The sequence below is a fragment of the Ferrovum myxofaciens genome (assembly GCF_013181415.1).
GTDB lineage: Bacteria > Pseudomonadota > Gammaproteobacteria > Burkholderiales > Ferrovaceae > Ferrovum > Ferrovum myxofaciens.
In genome coordinates, this window is the sequence record NZ_CP053676.1 from 1,532,104 (window position 1) to 1,549,561 (window position 17,458).

At 53.8% G+C, this 17,458-nt stretch carries 18 protein-coding genes, 1 tRNA gene and 1 pseudogene; 2 read left to right on the top strand and 18 right to left on the bottom strand.

The genetic code is table 11. The annotated features are described in order from the left end of the window. Nucleotides 1-6: 6 nt before the first annotated feature. From cas3 to tnpA, 4 genes are all read right to left on the bottom strand, one after another. Entirely contained in the window at nt 7-2,268 is a 2,262-nt protein-coding gene (gene cas3 / locus HO274_RS07475) for a CRISPR-associated helicase Cas3' (RefSeq protein WP_273118267.1), read from the bottom strand. A 32-nt stretch (nt 2,269-2,300) separates the two neighbouring features. Further along, a complete protein-coding gene (locus HO274_RS07480) occupies nt 2,301-2,750 on the bottom strand; it encodes a helix-turn-helix transcriptional regulator (protein WP_273118270.1) in 450 nt (149 codons plus the stop codon). A gap of 752 nt (nt 2,751-3,502) precedes the next feature. Then, nucleotides 3,503-5,029, bottom strand: a complete 1,527-nt coding sequence (locus HO274_RS07485) for a transposase (protein ID WP_273118274.1) — start codon at nt 5,027-5,029, stop codon at nt 3,503-3,505. Then, nucleotides 5,026-5,433: an IS200/IS605 family transposase gene (gene tnpA / locus HO274_RS07490; protein WP_273118277.1), complete on the bottom strand. Its 408-nt coding sequence runs from the start codon at nt 5,431-5,433 to the stop codon at nt 5,026-5,028. The genes HO274_RS07485 and tnpA overlap by 4 nt, the downstream gene beginning before the upstream one ends. A 442-nt stretch (nt 5,434-5,875) precedes the next feature. Here tnpA and HO274_RS07500 point away from each other — a divergent pair. Further along, nucleotides 5,876-7,703: pseudogene (locus HO274_RS07500) on the top strand (IS1634 family transposase). A gap of 231 nt (nt 7,704-7,934) precedes the next feature. On the opposite strand, the gene HO274_RS07505 reads toward HO274_RS07500, so the two are convergent. The 6 genes from HO274_RS07505 to petA form a co-directional block, all read right to left on the bottom strand. Beyond that, a tRNA-Thr gene (locus tag HO274_RS07505) sits at nt 7,935-8,010 on the bottom strand. A gap of 21 nt (nt 8,011-8,031) precedes the next feature. Further along, nucleotides 8,032-8,571, bottom strand: coding sequence for a ClpXP protease specificity-enhancing factor (locus tag HO274_RS07510; protein ID WP_051862089.1), 540 nt, complete (start codon nt 8,569-8,571; stop codon nt 8,032-8,034). A 4-nt stretch (nt 8,572-8,575) separates the two neighbouring features. After that, complete coding sequence (locus HO274_RS07515) at nt 8,576-9,181, bottom strand: glutathione S-transferase N-terminal domain-containing protein (RefSeq protein ID WP_031596434.1); 606 nt, start codon at nt 9,179-9,181, stop codon at nt 8,576-8,578. Nucleotides 9,182-9,213: 32 nt separating this feature from the next. After that, entirely contained in the window at nt 9,214-9,948 is a 735-nt protein-coding gene (locus tag HO274_RS07520; RefSeq protein ID WP_273118288.1) for a cytochrome c1, read from the bottom strand. After that, nucleotides 9,945-11,156 carry a cytochrome b gene (locus HO274_RS07525; protein WP_031596438.1) on the bottom strand — a complete coding sequence of 404 codons (1,212 nt, stop codon included), beginning with the start codon at nt 11,154-11,156 and terminating at the stop codon, nt 9,945-9,947. Before HO274_RS07525 ends, HO274_RS07520 begins: the two co-directional genes overlap by 4 nt. A 2-nt stretch (nt 11,157-11,158) precedes the next feature. Continuing rightward, entirely contained in the window at nt 11,159-11,761 is a 603-nt protein-coding gene (petA, locus tag HO274_RS07530; RefSeq protein ID WP_273118334.1) for a ubiquinol-cytochrome c reductase iron-sulfur subunit, read from the bottom strand. A gap of 223 nt (nt 11,762-11,984) precedes the next feature. Here petA and HO274_RS07535 point away from each other — a divergent pair, with 223 nt between their 5' ends. Next, nucleotides 11,985-13,175 carry a Do family serine endopeptidase gene (locus HO274_RS07535; RefSeq protein WP_273118337.1) on the top strand — a complete coding sequence of 397 codons (1,191 nt, stop codon included), beginning with the start codon at nt 11,985-11,987 and terminating at the stop codon, nt 13,173-13,175. Between the two features lie 41 nt (nt 13,176-13,216). On the opposite strand, the gene tatC is transcribed toward HO274_RS07535, so the two are convergent. Genes tatC through hisA form a run of 8 tightly spaced genes read right to left on the bottom strand, consistent with a single transcriptional unit; the run spans nt 13,217 to nt 17,447 of the window. After that, on the bottom strand, nt 13,217-13,984 hold the full coding sequence (gene tatC / locus HO274_RS07540) for a twin-arginine translocase subunit TatC (protein WP_035417168.1): 768 nt from the start codon (nt 13,982-13,984) through the stop codon (nt 13,217-13,219). After that, nucleotides 13,981-14,547, bottom strand: coding sequence for a Sec-independent protein translocase protein TatB (gene tatB, locus HO274_RS07545; RefSeq protein WP_273118342.1), 567 nt, complete (start codon nt 14,545-14,547; stop codon nt 13,981-13,983). Before tatB ends, tatC begins: the two co-directional genes overlap by 4 nt. A 12-nt stretch (nt 14,548-14,559) precedes the next feature. After that, nucleotides 14,560-14,799 carry a Sec-independent protein translocase subunit TatA gene (tatA, locus tag HO274_RS07550; RefSeq protein WP_273118345.1) on the bottom strand — a complete coding sequence of 80 codons (240 nt, stop codon included), beginning with the start codon at nt 14,797-14,799 and terminating at the stop codon, nt 14,560-14,562. 31 nt (nt 14,800-14,830) lie between these two features. Then, nucleotides 14,831-15,184, bottom strand: a complete 354-nt coding sequence (locus HO274_RS07555; RefSeq protein ID WP_273118351.1) for a histidine triad nucleotide-binding protein — start codon at nt 15,182-15,184, stop codon at nt 14,831-14,833. Beyond that, nucleotides 15,181-15,537 carry a phosphoribosyl-ATP diphosphatase gene (locus HO274_RS07560; RefSeq protein WP_031596452.1) on the bottom strand — a complete coding sequence of 119 codons (357 nt, stop codon included), beginning with the start codon at nt 15,535-15,537 and terminating at the stop codon, nt 15,181-15,183. The genes HO274_RS07555 and HO274_RS07560 overlap by 4 nt, the downstream gene beginning before the upstream one ends. After that, nucleotides 15,527-15,940: a phosphoribosyl-AMP cyclohydrolase gene (gene hisI / locus HO274_RS07565; RefSeq protein ID WP_051862094.1), complete on the bottom strand. Its 414-nt coding sequence runs from the start codon at nt 15,938-15,940 to the stop codon at nt 15,527-15,529. Before hisI ends, HO274_RS07560 begins: the two co-directional genes overlap by 11 nt. Beyond that, a complete protein-coding gene (gene hisF, locus HO274_RS07570; protein WP_031596456.1) occupies nt 15,937-16,701 on the bottom strand; it encodes an imidazole glycerol phosphate synthase subunit HisF in 765 nt (254 codons plus the stop codon). The genes hisI and hisF overlap by 4 nt, the downstream gene beginning before the upstream one ends. Next, on the bottom strand, nt 16,701-17,447 hold the full coding sequence (gene hisA / locus HO274_RS07575; RefSeq protein ID WP_031596458.1) for a 1-(5-phosphoribosyl)-5-[(5-phosphoribosylamino)methylideneamino]imidazole-4-carboxamide isomerase: 747 nt from the start codon (nt 17,445-17,447) through the stop codon (nt 16,701-16,703). Before hisA ends, hisF begins: the two co-directional genes overlap by 1 nt. Nucleotides 17,448-17,458: the final 11 nt, after the last annotated feature.

The window sequence follows — 17,458 nt, forward strand, 5'->3', positions numbered from 1 at the left end:
TCTCCCTTATGCGATGCAATTTGTTAGCTTAGGAGGCAAGCCGTCTGGGTTGAGCCCGAGATCAGGATGATAGAGCCAATCGCTCACCTGAACATACAAGCCGGGTATGGCTTCCTCTACATCGCCTTGTGACAGCAACTTCATGGCTTCCCGACTATGAACGGTGACAGTGTAACGCTGGAGTTTACGCATCAGCCAGCGTTCGGGGCCGTGCTTTCTCAAAGTGTTCAGCAGTTCGTCCACCTTATCTTCGTTTCCATCCAAACCGTAATAGTGGACGATGACGGGCGCGCTATCTTCGTCCTGGATGAGTTTGAATTTTTCGGCCGCAGTGCGGAAGTTAACGGCCAGCGTTTGCCCACTGACCTTGAGTAATTCACCAATGCCTTGTGCATCCAGATCACAGGCGTGATAGAGCTTCTCAAAATAGAGGGCAAACAAGGCGCGCTCCAGTGGCTTGCCGGTGTGGCCATGGAGCACGCTGCGGCAAGCGTCCTCGCCTTTGCGCAACAGACCGAGTGGCGCGGGTTGGAGTGGGACGAACACCACGACTTCGCCCTGCATGCCATGTTCGGTCAGCCGCCCTTCCCTGTTGCAGCGACCGGCGGCCTGGGCGATGGAGTCCAACCCAGCGAGCGCGCGATACACCACGGGAAAATCCACATCGACACCGGCTTCGACTAACTGCGTACTGACCACGCGAGTGGGAATGCCGTCCTTGAGTCGCGCTTTGCTTTGCCGGATGGTTTGCGAGCGATGTTCGCCGCACATCAGTGCGGAGAGGTGCAAGGTACCTTCCGGCATCAGCTCCCAAAGTTCGCGGGCATCTTTGCGGCGGTTGACGATGGCGAGCACGGAATCGTGCTGGCTGATTTCACTCGCCAGCACGTCCCAACTCACAGGTGTGTTCCAGTCGGCGGGCAGGCGCACGTTGACGCGCTCTAGGGCACGGTAGAGTGCATCCGGGTCGCTCATGATCTCGCGTACGTTGTCGAGACCACGCATGTTGTTCCGTGCATCGAAGTATTCGCGGGTGGCCAATGCGGGTTGCGTGGCGGTGGAGAGCGCCACGGTGACACCATAATGTTGGGTCAGCAGGTTCAAAACATCGAGGATGGGCTGCAGAAACTCCGGTGGCAGAAGTTGCGCCTCGTCCAGCACGACAACAGAGTCGACGATGTTATGCAATTTGCGACAGCGCGAAGTTTTGGCGGCAAACAGCGACTCGAAAAACTGAACGTTGGTGGTGACGACAATCGGTACATCCCAATTTTCGCAGGCGAGGCGGCTTTTGCTGGTTTCTTTGTTGGGATCGGCTTCGGCGTTGCTGTGGTGCTCGATCACCGACTCACCAAAAATGTCCCGGAAGATATCTGCGGTCTGCTCGATGATGCTGGTGTAGGGAATGACATAAATGATGCGGCGTTTGTTGTACCGCTTCGCGTGTTCCAGCGCGAAGGCCATGCTGGAAAGCGTTTTGCCGCCACCGGTGGGAACGGTGAGCGAGAACAAGCCGGGTGCTTCATGGGCTTTCTCGCGGCACTGTCGCAGAATGTCGGCACGCAACTGATTGACCAGCGTGGGGTCCGCTACGACTGTTTTGCGCGCCATGAAACTATCGAACTGTTCGAGCAGGGTTTGGACGTCCGGCCAGTTGCTGCGCTGCTCGGCCTTGCCTGCATCCATGTAGGCCTCTGTGTCGAGGAAATCTGCGTCGACCAGACAGGAAAATAATATCCGCACCCACAAAGCGAAACCCTCTTTGCCACCCGGTATGGCGCGCATATCGGGGGAGAATGTGCCGTGATCGAGAATGTCTGCGGACGGATGTTCGGCTAGGGCTTCGTTAAGTTCGTCGCGGCTATCTGCGCTATCGAGACGAGCATCCAGTCCGCCAAACCAGTCATATAGTCCAGCATGATGCCCGGCGATAAGGTAGGCCAACACCCGCCCTGCCGCGCCAAAACGATCACAAGCCAACACCGCACCCGCAGTGGAGTGCGGGGCCTTGCCTGCCTCGCCCTTGATATGTGCCTCGGCATCAAAACCACTAACTATGCGGATGTAGTGCTGAAAGCGTGGGCGGTACTTGCCCAAGTCATGCCACAACCCTGCAAGATGCGCCCAGTCCTCCCCACCAAATTTCCGGGCATGACAAGCGGCTAGCGCCGCCACACCGGCCAGGTGGTTAGCGAGGTCATGTGGATCCCGCCAACTTCCGTCTGGGTTCTGGGCTGCATGAGCGATGGGTCGTAGTGTCTCTGACATTTTCTAATTTTCTGATGAATGAGTAAATCTTACTACAGTCCAGGCTCAAAACCTGAGCATGCTGTATCGCTATGCCGGTATTGGCTTGCAGCCACATCGAGTTGATTTTTTACGCGTTCTTTCAACGCATCCGGCGCAATCACTTCTACATCCGCACCGTACTTGAGGATGTCCATGATGAGTTCTGTGTCGTGTGAGTAGGGGATGCTGAGTTCATAGCGACCGTCTTCAAGCCAACGGGATTGCTGCTTCGGATGCCAGGTTTCATCGGCAACCCAACGGGCACGATGGGAAGTAAAGCGCAGGATAGCAGTAGCGACAGGTTGGCCCGCGAAAATCCCGTAGGTACTGGCAAGTTGGCGGTCAAGGGTGGTATCAGGCACAGTTTTGGCGGACTTATCGATGACGATTGTTTTCTGTATGCATTCGACAGCGAAAATACGCAGGTCCTTCTTCTGGTGGCACCAGGTGAGCGGAATCAAGATAAATGAGGGCAGGTTCCCGCTTTTTAATCAAATTGAGTGATGGTAAGGGCGAATTGACCATCACTTATCGTGATTACGATTTTTCTCTTGTAATTTATAAGGTTACAATTAGTTCCGGTGGTATGTTTCTTGCATGAATACTGGTTTCCGCATGGTAGACCGCCTTGCAGATTGGAATGTGTCAAGGGCGTGCGAAGCACGACGCAGTGGACCCTTGACGCGCTCCAATCTGTGCAGCACGCTACCAAATGGCTATGCACAGGGCTCTTCATGGGCATAGCATGGCTACATTGGCCTTCCTGGCATCGCCACGGCACTTAATCTGAAGTCAATTGCAACCAGTGGTCAACCACCAACACCAACCCTCGACCATCACTTATCTTGCAAATCAAACCATCAATTATCTTGATTTCGCTCACCAGGCATCCAGATACCAGTGTCGCGGTAATGGGTGAGGCGTTGGGGTGAGATCGTCGGGTGGCATGTTGGGCGAAAATTCCTATCGTGAGAGACGAATACCGCGTTCTTCCTGAGGACAATGCGACTATCCCGAAGTTCTTCTTATCCCCTATGACAGCGCACAGCATAAACTACTGTCTTGATTTCCGGGACCACTATATCCGGTTATGCTTGTTTTCGGAACAGCATTACGGGATTTTTTAGTATACTGACGCTGATCATCCTGTACATGTTCTTTTCGACGGCGGGGACGGGATGAGAGTTGGAACGGGGTCTAAACCTCCCCATGCCTAAAGGCAGGGGGTTCTAAGGGCGAATCCACCGGGGTCTCCTGGCTCTCGCGTCGCCGCTACAGCATCCAGGCCATGACCGATGGCAAACCCTCTATCACAAACGACCTGCTCTAACGGTGTTGCCACCGTGATTTTGCCCGAAGGCTCGATCTTCGCAGGTTCGGAACGCAGCCACCCCGTTTGCAGCAGCACAGGTTTCTGAGCCGCCCACATCGTTTCGATATGGGATGGGTGGTGCGTGTTGCTTATTACGCAGCGTGCGAGGAATGCGGAATACACATCCCGTTGCACGACTCCCGACCCGTCACCCAGCACATGCCACCGCTGACTGAGCGGCTTCTTTGTGAAAACTCCGGTGGTGTGGTCGTACTGCGACATTTTCAGCGACCAGGTGTGCAAATCAATCAACTTGCCGCCAGCACTTTCAGCCTTGCGACGCAATTGTTCGACGAACATTCCGGGTGCTCTGACTTTCACGCTCTTGCCATAATTCTTCTGGAAGGCGATATAAGACAGGGTTTCGGACTGGACAACATTACCCAGCCCGAGAATCTGGTTGGCAAGTTCACCATGGGCGCGTTTGCGTTCGGCGGCCAGTTTGCGTTCTACTTCCGCATACTCAGTGCGGATTGCCGTGTAACGTTTCGATGGTGTGAACTTCTGGCCTTTTTTCCACGTCCCGTTAGCGTTAAAACAATGAGGGTTCGTGGCTCGCTTAGACCTGTCCATGGCACGTTGCAAGCGGCGGGTTTCTTTCCATGGCTGAACCACGGTGTCGCAGAATTTCACCAGCGATGCGGAGTTGTCGCCGACCACAGCAACCGTGCTCGGACCGATGTCCAGACCAACGATTTCGCCACAAGCCTGCTCGTGCTTTGCCGGGGCGATGCCTTCCTGCATGAGTTGCACAAACCAGCGGCGTGAGCCGGAAACAACGCGCCACAGCACGCGGCAATACTTTGTTTTATTGGTGAGCGCTTGGTGCAAATACGGGTCTTGTGTTTTGGAGGGTAGCAAGGCCGGTAGCGTGAGGTCGCCAAACTCGATACAGCCCGTTTCAGGCTTCCAGATGATGTTGGCCGCATTGGTGGTTGCCTCAAGCGAATGCAGGGGGCGGGAAGCACCTTTAAAACGTGGGCGACCGCGTTTACCAAAGGCGTATTGCTGCACGGCTGCGAACACCTGCTCCGCGATGCGCTGGGTTACGTTAGAACCAAGCCGGTCTTTCCATCCCGCTTCATTTTTGCAGGTACGGGCAAAGGTGATGATGGCCGCAGGCGTGAACCCTGCTTCCTTCGAGAGACGCTGAAACTCGCTGCCGCGTAATTTCTTATCGGAGATTGTTCGGGTGTATTGCCAGTCTTTCGACTGCTTCAGCAAGCCATGGCGGCGAAGTGCTTCGCCTAACGTGGCGTTGTACAAACGCCTACCCGCCTCCATGCGCCCGATCAGTATCCGGTCTTCACCGGGTTTCACAACCAGGGGAATGCTGAGAACAAAGGTGGGCGTGGCGGTGCGTTTCATTTGTGCTTTTGCTGCTCGATATATTGTTTAACCACTTCAAGCGGTGCGCCGCCTATCGTCGATACAAAGTAACTATTCGTCCACAAGGTCGGGAGGCGGGACTTTACCCACTTAAATTCTTCACGTATCAATTTGGATGACCTGCCCTTCATCAACTTAATCAGCCGGTGTATTCCGAACTGGGGGTCAACCTCTACCAGTAAATGTACATGATCCGGCATAACCTCAAGTTCCAATATTTCACATTTATACTCAGTAGCAACGTCTTGTATAATTTCTTTCAGACGAACGTCAACGCCCTTCACTAAAACCGAACGCCGATACTTCGGACACCATATAACATGGTACTTGCAAGAGTAAACTACGTTCAGGTTGCTCTTGTATTTTATGGTGTAATCGCTCATGTACTAATTATACAGATGCTAGATATATAATGCAAGACAAATCTAAGTCAAAACCAACTTCCCGCTTTCCTCCCCATGGCCAAAGCGAGTGGATTCTCGCGGAGATGGGTTGATCGCATCAATTTCGTTATGGATGAATCGCCGCAGTTGGTTGAGATATTTCTCGGTGTAGCCAGGTACGCCGAAAAGTTCGGCATACAAATTTCGATAGATAATTTTCGCCACCTGGCGAGCATAAAACGCGGATTTGTACGCCAATAAGGTTTGATTATCCCGCCTTTAACGAAATAAGCGAAAATATCGACAATTTTTCCGAATTAATTTCTATAATGCATTGATTATAAAGTATTCGCGTTTTTTGTTTTTGACGATATCTCTGTGTAGTGCCATAATATTTTGCAATGTTCACTAAAACCCCTTGCTTTTCTGGTAGCATCGTAGAATGTTTATTCGCCAAACCAGAACCAACAACAAAGCCACCGGGGAGTCCTACTTCACCCATCGACTCGTGCGCACGGAGCGCATCGGTGGCAAGGTGCGTCAAGTTACCTTGCTGAATTTGGGGAGGCATTTTCCCATCCGGCAGGAAGACTGGCCTTTGCTGTGTCGGCGTATTGAAGAATTGATTGGTGGTCAGGCCGTCATGATTCAGGACACTGTTCCGGAAGCCATCGAGAAAGCCGCGCAACGCTATGCTGGACGCCTGATTGAGATGCCACAGGATATAGCAAGCGAATCGGGGGCGGCCACGGATACTCCTAGGCACGATTTCCAGGAAGTGGATATCGGCTCATTGCAATTGATGAAACCGCGTTCGGTCGGCGTCGAGAGTCTGGGGGCTATATGCCCTGTCGCAACTCGGCTTTGTCGAGAAACTGAGCGAACTGGGGGTCAATGGTGTCATGCGCGCGGCGATTCTGGGCAATGTAATCGGACGCATGACCAAACCGGCATCGGAGTTGGCGACATGGAACTGGCTGCAACAGCACAGTGCGCTGGGCGAGTTGATCGACTTCGATTTTGAAGCCATGCCACACACACGCCTGTACCACGCTTCTGATGTATTGATGAAGCACCGCCAGGTCATTGAAGACCATATCTTTTCTGCCGTCCAGACGCTTTTTGGTCTGGATGAGACGGTAACCCTGTATGACCTGACCAACACCTATTTTGAGGGTGATGTCGAGGGCAATGAAAAAGCGCAACGGGGGCATTCAAAAGAGAAACGTAGCGACTGCCCTCTGGTGACACTGGGCCTGGTGCTTGATGGCAGCGGCTTTGTGCGCCGCTCCAAAACCTTTGCAGGTAATGTGGCCGAATGCGGCACATTGGAGGTGATCTTGAAGGGTCTGAATGCACCACAAGGCGCATTGGTCATCATGGATCGGGGAATTGCGACTGAAGCCAATGTCGGCTGGCTGATCGAACACGGTTATCGCTATTTGGTAGTCAGTCGTGACAGGGTGAGGCAATTCGACGAAACCCAGGTCATCAGCATTGAAACTGCGGGGGGTGATCCTTTGCGCATCCAGAAAGAGATCAGCGAGGACGGCAAAGAAGTTCGTTTATATTGTCACTCCCTGGGCCGCGAGAAGAAAGAAAGCGCCATGGTCGAGCGCTTTGCCACGGGCTTTGAGGCCGGGTTGAAAAAGATCGTCGAAGGGCTTGCCAAGCCGCGTGGCGAAAAGCGTTATGGCAAGTTGTTGGAGCGCATTGGTCGCCTCAAGGAGAAGAGCCGGGGAGCCAGCCAGCATTACCAAGTCGAACTTATCGCGGATGAATCTGGCAAGTTGGTCACGGGTCTGGCATGGAAAAAGGTGCCGGTGGATGGCACGATGGCGACGCATCCCGGCATCTATTGCCTGCGCAGCAACGAGACCACTTGGGACGAAGAAAAACTGTGGCGTACCTATACGATGCTGACGGATCTGGAGAGCGTATTCCGCAGCCTGAAGAGCGAGTTGGGTTTGCGTCCGGTCTATCATTCGAAAGAGGATCGCGCAGATGGACATCTCTTCATCACCGTGCTGGCCTATCAGGCCGTACAGGTGCTACGAGCGAAACTGAAGAAAGCAGACATCCGCGACAACTGGGCCAGCCTACGCGAAACGATGAGCGTGCAGCGGCGCGTCACCGCCTCATTCCAACAACGTGATGGGCGCACATTGAATGTGCGAAAATGCACCGTAGCCGAACCGGATTTGATGAAAATTTACAGGGCACTGGGAGTTTCCCCGGCCCCAGGAGGAACGAAAAAACTGATCAGTTAAACCAAAATTACGAGCATGTAGTGCCACTCCGATTTTTTTGTGGTCGTAACAAACTGATAGTTAAAGAAATTAAATTCTCTGCGTTAAACATGGGTTATCGAATTGCCGGATACCCGCTTGTGGTCATTCGAGTCAATCGCGTGGTATTTCACCTTCTTTTTCTGAGTACCCCACCAATGCCCTGCAAATAAAAACAGCCTGGAGTTTTTATCTCCAAGCCGTTATTTTCACTGGTGCCGGCACTAGGAATCGAACCCAGGACCTTCTGATTACAAATCAACTGCTCTACCAACTGAGCTATGCCGGCACGGCGATGGCGAACATTATCTCATTTAACCAGCGTAAGTGTGGGTTTTTTTGTTGACGAAGTTTCTTTTTTCGATTCAATTGCAGAAACCGATCCCTCTCCGGTAGTTTTCTTGGCTTCCCGGATAGAGGAGGAATCCTGTAAGGGATTTTCTTCTGTCTCTTCAGAGGACAGACGGGAAATCGCCAAACTCAAGGCAGGCCCCTCGGTAACCGAAGAAACGGTGGAAGATGCTTCATCCCATTCATGCTCATCCGGGGGAAAAGCCATACCTTCCCCTGTCTCCCGTGAAAAAAGTCCCAACACGGCCTTCCAAGGTACCCACACTTGCTCCGACTTTCCGTTGAAACGGGCATTGAACTCGATGCCTCCATTGTTCATGGAAAGTTGGCGCGTAGCGGAGTTGCTGATATTGAGAATGATCTGACCTTCCTTGACGAAAGCCAGGGGAACCCGTGCTCCTGTCCCCTCCACCAGAACATGCAGCAGGGGAGTCATGGTATTGTCCTCGCACCACTCCCAAAGTGCACGGGCCAGATAGGGTTTGGTTGAACGGGACACGATCTTACTTCCGCATGGCCTTTTCAGCCGGAGTCATGGAATCGATGAAAGCAGGGCGGGAAAAAATCCGCTCAGCATACTTGAGAAGGGGAGCTGCTTGCTTGGGCAACTGAATCTGATAGTGATCCAGACGCCACAAAAGGGGCGCAATGGCCACATCCAGCATAGTGAAATCTTCACCCAGCATAAACTTCTGCTTAACGAAGATAGGCACGATTTGCGCCAGATTATCGCGCAGGGCTGCCCGGGCTTTATCTGCCAGGCCTTTGGCCGCAGCCCCGGATTCCAGGGTGACGACATGGCTGAACAGTTCCACTTCAAAGCGATGAAGAAACAGTCGTGCCCGGGACCGCATGACGGGTTCCGGGGGCATCAACTGCGGATGGGGAAAACGCTCATCGATATACTCATTGATAATGTTTGATTCGTGCAACGTGAGATCGCGCTCCACCAATACAGGCAATCGGTTATAGGGATTCATTACCGCAATCTCTTCCGGCAGATTGAATACGTCCACATCCACGATCTGAAAATCCATACCTTTCTCATACAGCACGATACGACTGCGTTGGCTGAAGGGACAGGTGGTCCCAGAATATAGGGTCATCATAGGATATGTCTCAACTTGGGCAATCTCCCATTCTAATGGATATCTTTCCAGAATTCTCGTTTTAAGGCACGCGCAACCAAAAATAGTATCAGCAGAAACCCCATGACCCACAATCCCAGATGAAGACGGGCTGAACGGGTTGGTTCTGACATGAATACCAGAAAATTGACCAGATCCCCCGCAAACTGATCGTACTCCTGGGGACTCAGACTGCCTTTTTGAATCAGTACCAGCGTGTCTTTCCCTCCCTGCTTCTGAAGCGCCTGCTGCCCCTGCAGTGCCCACAGGACATGGGGCATGGCTACATTGGGAAAGACACGATTGTTCCAACCGCTGGGGCGCTGGTCATCGCGATAAAAAGAACGCAAATAGGTATAAATCCAATCTGCCCCATGCACCCGTGCTTCCACAGTCAGATCGGGGGGCGGAACCCCAAACCAGTTTTGGGCATCCTTGGCTTTGAGTACCACGGTCATGTAGTCTGCCACCTTGGCATCGGTCAGAATCAGGTTCTGTTTGACCTGTTTTTCTGACAACCCCAACTGTTCGAGCAAGTCGAAACGGGCCAGATGGGCACTGTGGCAGTTCATGCAGTAATTCATGAAATGCTGGGCGCCACGCTGCAATGAAGGCAGATTGGAACTATCCACTGGAGCCTTGTCCAGTTTCATTTCCTCATCGGCCTGCACACTGGCGCAGGACAGGCCCAGATACAGGATCAAAAACCCTTGAATCAAGGCGTGATTCCATGCTTTGAAATAGTTCATGAGGTCACCCGTTCAGGCACTGGTTTGGTTTTGTCGAGCCGGGAATAAATGGGCATCAGCAGAAAGAAACCAAAATAAATCCCGGCACAGACACGGGCAATGGGGTTCACGTACCAGATCGTGGGTTCCTGAGTCCCCAGATAGCCTAAAACGAGAAAGGACAGTACAAAGGCAGTCAATGCCGACTTATACAAGGTTCCCCGGTAGCGCACCGATTTCACCACCCCACGATCCAGCCAGGGAAGCAGGAAAAAAATGAGGACAGCCAAGCCCATGGCCGCAATCCCCAACTGTTTCTGGGGAATGGCTCGTAAAATTGCGTAGAACGGGGTGAAATACCAAAGCGGAGCAATATGGGGAGGCGTCTTGAGAGGGTCGGCGGGGATGAAGTTGTTTTCCTCCAGAAAATAGCCGCCCATTTCCGGCAAAAAGAAAATGATGCCGAAATAAGCGATGAAGTATCCCGAAACCCCTACGATGTCCTTGACCGTGTAGTAGGGATGGAAAGGAATGCCATCCAGAGGAATATGGCTCACGGGGTCCTTGTGATCCTTGATTTCAATGCCATCAGGGTTGTTGGATCCCACCTGATGCAGCGCAACGATGTGCAGAAAAACCAGAACCAGCAGTACCAGTGGCAGGGCGATGACGTGAAATGCAAAAAATCGGTTCAAGGTGGCATCCGAAATCACATAGTCGCCCCGAATCCACAAGGCCACTTCCGGACTGATGGCATCCACCAGGGAAACGATCACCTGAGCCCCCCAGTAGGACATCTGCCCCCAGGGCAGAAGATAGCCAAAAAAGGCTTCTCCCATCAGGCACAGATAAATTGCCATCCCGATGATCCAGAGAAGTTCCCGCGGCTTACGGTAAGAGCCATAGAGAATTCCGCGCATCATGTGCAGGTAGACCACCACAAAAAACATAGAGGCCCCGGTGGAATGCATGTAACGGATCAGCCACCCAAAGTTCACGTCACGCATGATGTATTCCACCGAGGCGAAGGCGAAGCGCGCGTCCGGCTTGTAATTCATGGTCAGAAAAATGCCGGTAACGATCTGCATGACCAGCACGAGAAGGGCCAGGGAACCGAAGTAGTACCAGAAATTAAAGTTCTTCGGGGCGTAGTATTCTGCCAGATGTTCTCGCCAGACTTTTGTCAGAGGAAAACGTTCATCTATCCAGCCCATCACTTGGGAAACCATGATCAACCTCCCTTCTTGTTGGCACCGATCAGGAGACGTTGGTCCTCAAGATAGGTATAAGGCGGGATGCGCATATTGAGCGGTGCTGGCATGTTTTTAAAAACACGCGCCGATAGATCATATTTGGAGCCATGACAGGGGCAGAGAAACCCTCCCGGCCAATCAGATCCCATTCCTCCTTCATTGCCCGCTTTCAGTTTTTCCGTGGGAGAACACCCCAGATGGGTACAAATTCCCACCACGACCAGCATATTGTCATGCCCCGGCATGGCCCGAGCCACATTTTTGCACGGCTCCGGCTGCTCGGACTTGTCGGAGTTCGGGTCACTCAACAAATGCGCATTTTTTTCCAATTGCGCCATCATGGCAGGCGTCCGGTTGATAATCCAGACCGGTTGACCGCGCCACTCCTGAGTCACCATCATACCCGGTTCCACCTTGGAGATATCTGCTTCCACCGGGGCCCCTGCTGCTTTGGCCCGCGCACTGGGAAGCATGCTCAGAACGAAGGGGGTCGCAAGAGCCCCTACGCCCACCCCACCAATGGCTGAAGTTACCCCGATCAGAAGACGCCGACGCCCCCGATCTGCCTGAATTTTGTCCATGTCATTCACCTTCTTTTCAGCTATAGTTCGTATGGTTCGACAGGATCTGCACACACCACCGCTCGCCTGTCATTCTATCAAATTGAGGCGCCTAACTCCTGGTTTCCCATGATCTTGACAACTCACCTACAGACATCTATAACAATATATTTATTAAGGGATTTTTATTTTCCCGATCCAGCGAAAAATAATATCCTGTCACAACTTGCCGAATATTGATCCAATGAAAAAACTTTGGTTACTTTTTACCCAGGCCGTCACCCTTTGTGCAGGGGGGCTTTTTGCCTTGAGTTTTTTTCGTCATATCTCTCCGGATGAACTCCTCCCTCCCTGGCCAACCGCTGTGCGCCCATTCAGTTCTGCATCCTCCTCCAGTGCCCCCGTGGGGACCCCCGCAGGAGAACCGCTGGGATCTTACCGCGATGCTGCCCACCGCGCCATGCCCACCGTCGTCAACATATTTACACGCAAAACCCCGCCGCAACGCGCCGATCTTCCTCCCGGCGATCCCCGTCAATTTTTTGGCGATAACAGCCCCCAGGATAATTCCGCAGCCCAAATGAGCCTAGGTTCGGGAGTCATTGTACGCCCCAATGGTTACATTCTAACGAATGACCATGTCATCGACGGTGCCCAAGAAATTCAAGTCGCCCTGTCTGACGGGCGTACCATCAAAGCCACTGTAACTGGCACGGATCCGGAAACCGATCTGGCTGTACTCAAGGTCGATCTTGATCATCTTCCGGCCATCAGTTTTGGATCCTCAGACCAGGTGCAAGTAGGGGATGTGGTCCTGGCCATCGGAAATCCCTTTGGCGTGGGTGAAACCGTCACCTCTGGCATCGTCAGCGCTTTGGGGCGTAGCCGTCTGGGGATCAATACATTCGAAAATTTTATCCAGACCGATGCGGCCATCAATCCCGGCAACTCGGGGGGTGCCCTGGTGGACAGTACGGGCAATCTGGTGGGAATCAACAGTGCCATTTATTCCAAGTCGGGGGGTTCACAGGGCATCGGATTCAGCATTCCCGTCAGCCTCGCTCATCAGGTCATGGAGGAAATCATCCGGAATGGTGGCGTAACCCGCGGCTGGATTGGAGTGGAAGTCCAGGACGTCACCCCGGAACTGGCAACCTCCTTTCAGTTGGAGAATGCCAGCGGAGCACTGATTTCAGCGCTCCTGAGGGGAGGACCGGCGCAGCAGGCAGGCGTTCATGCAGGAGACATTCTGGTGGGCGTCGAAGGCCATCCGATAGGGGATTCTCGTGACATGCTCAATCAAGTGGCGGCACTCAAACCCGGGCAGACCGCTCAACTCAAAGTTATTCGAAATCACCAGTCGCTCAAGTTTTCCGTTCATATTGGACGGCGGCCCAAGGGAACCATCCGAAATCTTGACGAACCCGGACAGTAAACCGGAAAGCGCCGGTTGGTCTTTGTCCGCGTCGAACTTCTTCAGGATTCCGGGTTCGGCAATTTCAACGGTTCGGCTTCCTCCTCCTTGGGGGCAACCCGACTGGCCACCAGGATCCCCAATTCATACAGCAACCAAAGAGGAATGGCCAGCAAGGTTTGTGAGACTGCGTCGGGAGGGGTGAAGATGGCGCCCACCACAAAAGCAGATACCACCACATAGCGTCGGGCGGCACGCAGTTGCGGTACATTCAGGATCCCCAGTTTGACCAGGAGAACCACCGCCACAGGAGTTTCAAAAGCCAAACCAAAGGCCAGGAACATACTGATGACAAAACTCAGATACTTGTCGATATCCGTCATCATTTCCACTCCTTGGGGTGCCGTATTGGCAAAGAAACCAAAAGCGAAAGGAAAAACCGCAAAATAGGCAAAAGCCATTCCGACATAAAACAGCAGCGTACTGGAAATGATCAGGGGCAAGGCCATGCGTTTTTCATGGTCATAGAGCCCCGGCGCCACAAAGCCCCAGATTTGTGCCAGCACGTAGGGGAGAGCAAGCAGAAAAGCCACCAACCCGGCCACTTTCATGGGAACGAAAAAGGGCGTGGTGACTTCCGTGGCAATCATATGCCCGCCGATGGGCATTTTACTCAACAGGGGATAAGCCAGCCAGGTATACAGTTTGTTGGCAAAGGGCAAAAGGGCCACAAACACTACAAATACAGCCGCCACGGCCCGAATCACGCGGGTACGCAATTCGATGAGATGAACGATAAATTCCTGAATGGTCGTGGATTCTTCGTTCACGATTCCCCCAAGCCCGGTTCTGAAGTGCTGTACATAGGCTGTGGATCACGGGACAAACTGCGTAACGGCGCGGAACGCCGAACCCCAAAGGGATCACCGCCAAAGAGGGTTTGACCGACCTTCAGAGACTCTTCGACCCCTTGTACCAAGGGGGCATCCCCGTTCATGGCAGAAGACTCCACGTTCCCTGCATCGGCATCGCCGAGCACCGGGTTGGATGGGACAGGATCGACAAGGGTAGAGACCGGGGATACTTCACGCGGGTTGGTCACGGTTTGCACTTCCATGACCGGCTGGTTCAAAACCTGATCCACCGCACTGGTGGAAGCCGCAATTTGGCGCGCCGCTTCGGCACGGGCCTCGGCAATCTTCTTGTCCAGGTCTTTCAATTCAGCCTGCTGCAATTCCCGGTCGATTTCCGCCTTGACCGACTGGGTATAACGCCGAAAACGGCCAAACAGGACACCAGCCCCACGCGCCACCTTTGGCATACGCTCCGGGCCAATGGCGATCAGAGCCACCAGTCCCACCAAGCCAATTTCACTGAAACTAAAGTCCAGCATCGAATACCGTCCTCAGGACGGGGTCTTGTCCTGAGTAGACGCTTCCTTGACAGGAGAAGTGATGGGCTTCTCATCCAGACCACGTTTTTCTTCGGAATTCTCGGCAGTTGCGGTACCGGTCATGCCCTCCTTGAACCCCTTCACTGCTCCACCCAGATCTGCGCCAATATTGCGCAACTTTTTGGTTCCAAATATCAGCACCACGATCAACAATAACAGCAGCAAATGCTGGATACTGAATAGATCACCCATGTTTCCTTTCTCCTCTGTGCCTACGCACCCTTTATTTATCTCCACTGCGGGGCAGTGGAGAGGATTTAATGCCGCCCATGATGTGAATGTGCAGGTGGTAGATCTCCTGCCCCCCTCCGGGACCGGTGTTGATCACGGTACGGAAACCATCCTTCAGTCCCTGTTCCTGCGCCAGGCGCGGTGCCAGTCCCAACATTTTGCCCAACAATCCTTCATCCTGGGCCGTACATTCAATCAGAGAATCACGATGTGCCTTTGGAATGATCATGAAATGCACCGGCGCTGCCGGGTGAATGTCATGGAAGGCCAGAATTTCCTCGTCTTCATAGACCTTGCGGCCAGGTAATTCGCCCCGTACGATCCGACAAAACAAACACTCGCTCATGATCCCGCTCCCTGAGGGGGTTGCGCGTCCTGACGCGCAGCCTTTTCGATATGTCCCGACACGCCTTCGCGCCGTGTCAACTCGTTCAATACTTCCTGGGCACTGCCTCCCTGGTCCACCAATAGCACGAGGGAATGAAACCACAGGTCTGCAATTTCGCGCACCAAGGCGGGATGATCACGATCCTTGGCCGCCAGAATGGTTTCCACTGCTTCCTCACCCACTTTGCGCGCCATGACATCCACCCCTCGGGCATACAAACTGGCCACATAGGATGAGTCTGGTGCAGCACCCTTACGCGCTTCCAGAGTCTGGCTCAGACGAGACAAAATTTCCACTTTTTCAGACACCATAGATTTCTCGCGGATCTTTCAACACCGGATTCGATTCGTGCCATTGATCTCCTTCCAGTATCCGGAAAAAGCAGTGGGCACGCCCCGTGTGACACGCAATCCCTCCCACCTGCTCCACCGTCAGAAGCAGGACATCTCCATCACAATCCAGTTGAATCTTTTTCACCTTCTGCACATGCCCCGACTCCTCGCCCTTATGCCACAGGCGTTGACGCGAACGGGACCAGTATACAACTTCGCCTCGACGCACCGTCTGCTGCAAGGATTCGCGATTCATCCAGGCCATCATCAATACCGTGCCCGTGCCCTCTTCCTGAGCAATGGCCGGCACCAGTCCCTCAGCGTCCCAGTGTAGCGCATCCAGCCAGGAAACGTCAGGCTGTGTTGGAGATACAGGGATCATAAACGGACCTCGATACCCTGACTGGCCATGGCTTCCTTGGCCTGCCGAATCGTGTATTCCCCATAGTGAAATATGCTGGCAGCCAAAACCGCATCGGCCAACCCCACACGCACCCCATCACAAAGATGTTGCAAGTTGCCTACCCCTCCACTGGCAATGATGGGCACGCCCACAGCCTCCGCCACGGTACGGGTCAGTTCCAGATCAAACCCTTCCCGGGTACCATCCCGATCCATACTGGTCAACAGGATTTCCCCCGCGCCCCGGCGTACCACCTCTTGCGCCCAGAGCACGGCATCCCATGCAGTGGGACGACGCCCTCCATGGGTGAATACCCCCCATCCCGATGCAGTGGCGGCACGCTTGGCGTCGATGGCTACCACGATGCACTGGGCCCCAAAAAAGTCAGAGGCCTCGGACACCAGATCCGGCCGCTGCAATGCTGCAGAATTGATGCTGACCTTATCCGCCCCGGCATTGAGCAACCGGCGTATATCCTTGACTTCCCGTACCCCCCCCCCCACGGTCAGAGGAATAAACACCTGAGCCGACACTTCCTCGATGATGGGCAGAATCAAATCCCTTTCTTCCGCGCTGGCGGCAATATCGAGAAATGTCACCTCATCTGCCCCCTGTTCATCATAACGCCGGGCAATCTCCACAGGATCGCCGGCATCCCGCAGGGCAACGAAATTCACTCCCTTGACCACCCGTCCGCCCTTGACATCCAGGCAGGGAATGATGCGTCGCGCCAGACCCATTATTGCCCAGCCGGCCAGGCGTTTGCCACGGCCACCGCCGCCGCAAAGTCGAGCGTACCCTCATAAATCGCGCGCCCCGTGATCACTCCGCTGATGCCTTCTTCCTGCACCTGACAAAGCGCTCGAATGTCGTCCAAACCATGCAATCCACCACTGGCGATCACCGGAACATGCAATGCCCGAGCCAGTTCCACGGTCGCCGCCACATTCACCCCGGTCATCATGCCATCCCGACCGATGTCGGTATAGATGATTCCCTCCACCCCGTAGTCCTGGAAACGACGGGCCAGATCCAGGACCTCGTGGCCGGTCAGTTTGGACCAACCTTCCACCGCCACCTTGCCGTCCCTGGCATCGAGCCCCACCAGAATTTGGCCAGGGAAGGCATCACAGGCCTCGTGCAGAAACCCTGGATTCTTCACCGCCGCCGTACCAATGATGACCGCATCGATGCCATCATCCAGATATCGCTCGATCACTTCGAGAGAACGAATCCCACCGCCCAGTTGAATCGGGATTTCCCCGCCCACCGCTGCCACGATTTCCTTGAGCGCCTGTTCATTAACAGGCTTTCCCGCAAACGCCCCATTCAAGTCCACCAGATGAAGGCGCTGGGCGCCCAGCGACAGCCAATGACGCGCCATTTGGGCCGGTTCTTCGGAAAATACAGTCGCCTCTTCCATCAGCCCTTGGCGCAAACGCACACAGCGGCCATCCTTGAGGTCGATGGCAGGAATTACAATCATGGTCGTACCTT

Excerpts from the sequence above, each read along its gene's own strand:
- cas3 (WP_273118267.1), bottom strand. The coding sequence starts at position 2,268 with ATGTCAGAGACACTACGACCCATCGCTCATGCAGCCCAGAACCCAGAC.
- HO274_RS07485 (WP_273118274.1), bottom strand. The coding sequence starts at position 5,029 with ATGAAACGCACCGCCACGCCCACCTTTGTTCTCAGCATTCCCCTGGTT.
- tnpA (WP_273118277.1), bottom strand. The coding sequence starts at position 5,433 with ATGAGCGATTACACCATAAAATACAAGAGCAACCTGAACGTAGTTTAC.
- HO274_RS07515 (WP_031596434.1), bottom strand. The coding sequence starts at position 9,181 with ATGATGACCCTATATTCTGGGACCACCTGTCCCTTCAGCCAACGCAGT.
- HO274_RS07520 (WP_273118288.1), bottom strand. The coding sequence starts at position 9,948 with ATGAACTATTTCAAAGCATGGAATCACGCCTTGATTCAAGGGTTTTTG.
- HO274_RS07525 (WP_031596438.1), bottom strand. The coding sequence starts at position 11,156 with ATGGTTTCCCAAGTGATGGGCTGGATAGATGAACGTTTTCCTCTGACA.
- petA (WP_273118334.1), bottom strand. The coding sequence starts at position 11,761 with ATGGACAAAATTCAGGCAGATCGGGGGCGTCGGCGTCTTCTGATCGGG.
- HO274_RS07535 (WP_273118337.1), top strand. The coding sequence starts at position 11,985 with ATGAAAAAACTTTGGTTACTTTTTACCCAGGCCGTCACCCTTTGTGCA.
- tatB (WP_273118342.1), bottom strand. The coding sequence starts at position 14,547 with ATGCTGGACTTTAGTTTCAGTGAAATTGGCTTGGTGGGACTGGTGGCT.
- tatA (WP_273118345.1), bottom strand. The coding sequence starts at position 14,799 with ATGGGTGATCTATTCAGTATCCAGCATTTGCTGCTGTTATTGTTGATC.
- HO274_RS07555 (WP_273118351.1), bottom strand. The coding sequence starts at position 15,184 with ATGAGCGAGTGTTTGTTTTGTCGGATCGTACGGGGCGAATTACCTGGC.
- HO274_RS07560 (WP_031596452.1), bottom strand. The coding sequence starts at position 15,537 with ATGGTGTCTGAAAAAGTGGAAATTTTGTCTCGTCTGAGCCAGACTCTG.
- hisI (WP_051862094.1), bottom strand. The coding sequence starts at position 15,940 with ATGATCCCTGTATCTCCAACACAGCCTGACGTTTCCTGGCTGGATGCG.
- hisF (WP_031596456.1), bottom strand. The coding sequence starts at position 16,701 with ATGGGTCTGGCGCGACGCATCATTCCCTGCCTGGATGTCAAGGGCGGA.
- hisA (WP_031596458.1), bottom strand. The coding sequence starts at position 17,447 with ATGATTGTAATTCCTGCCATCGACCTCAAGGATGGCCGCTGTGTGCGT.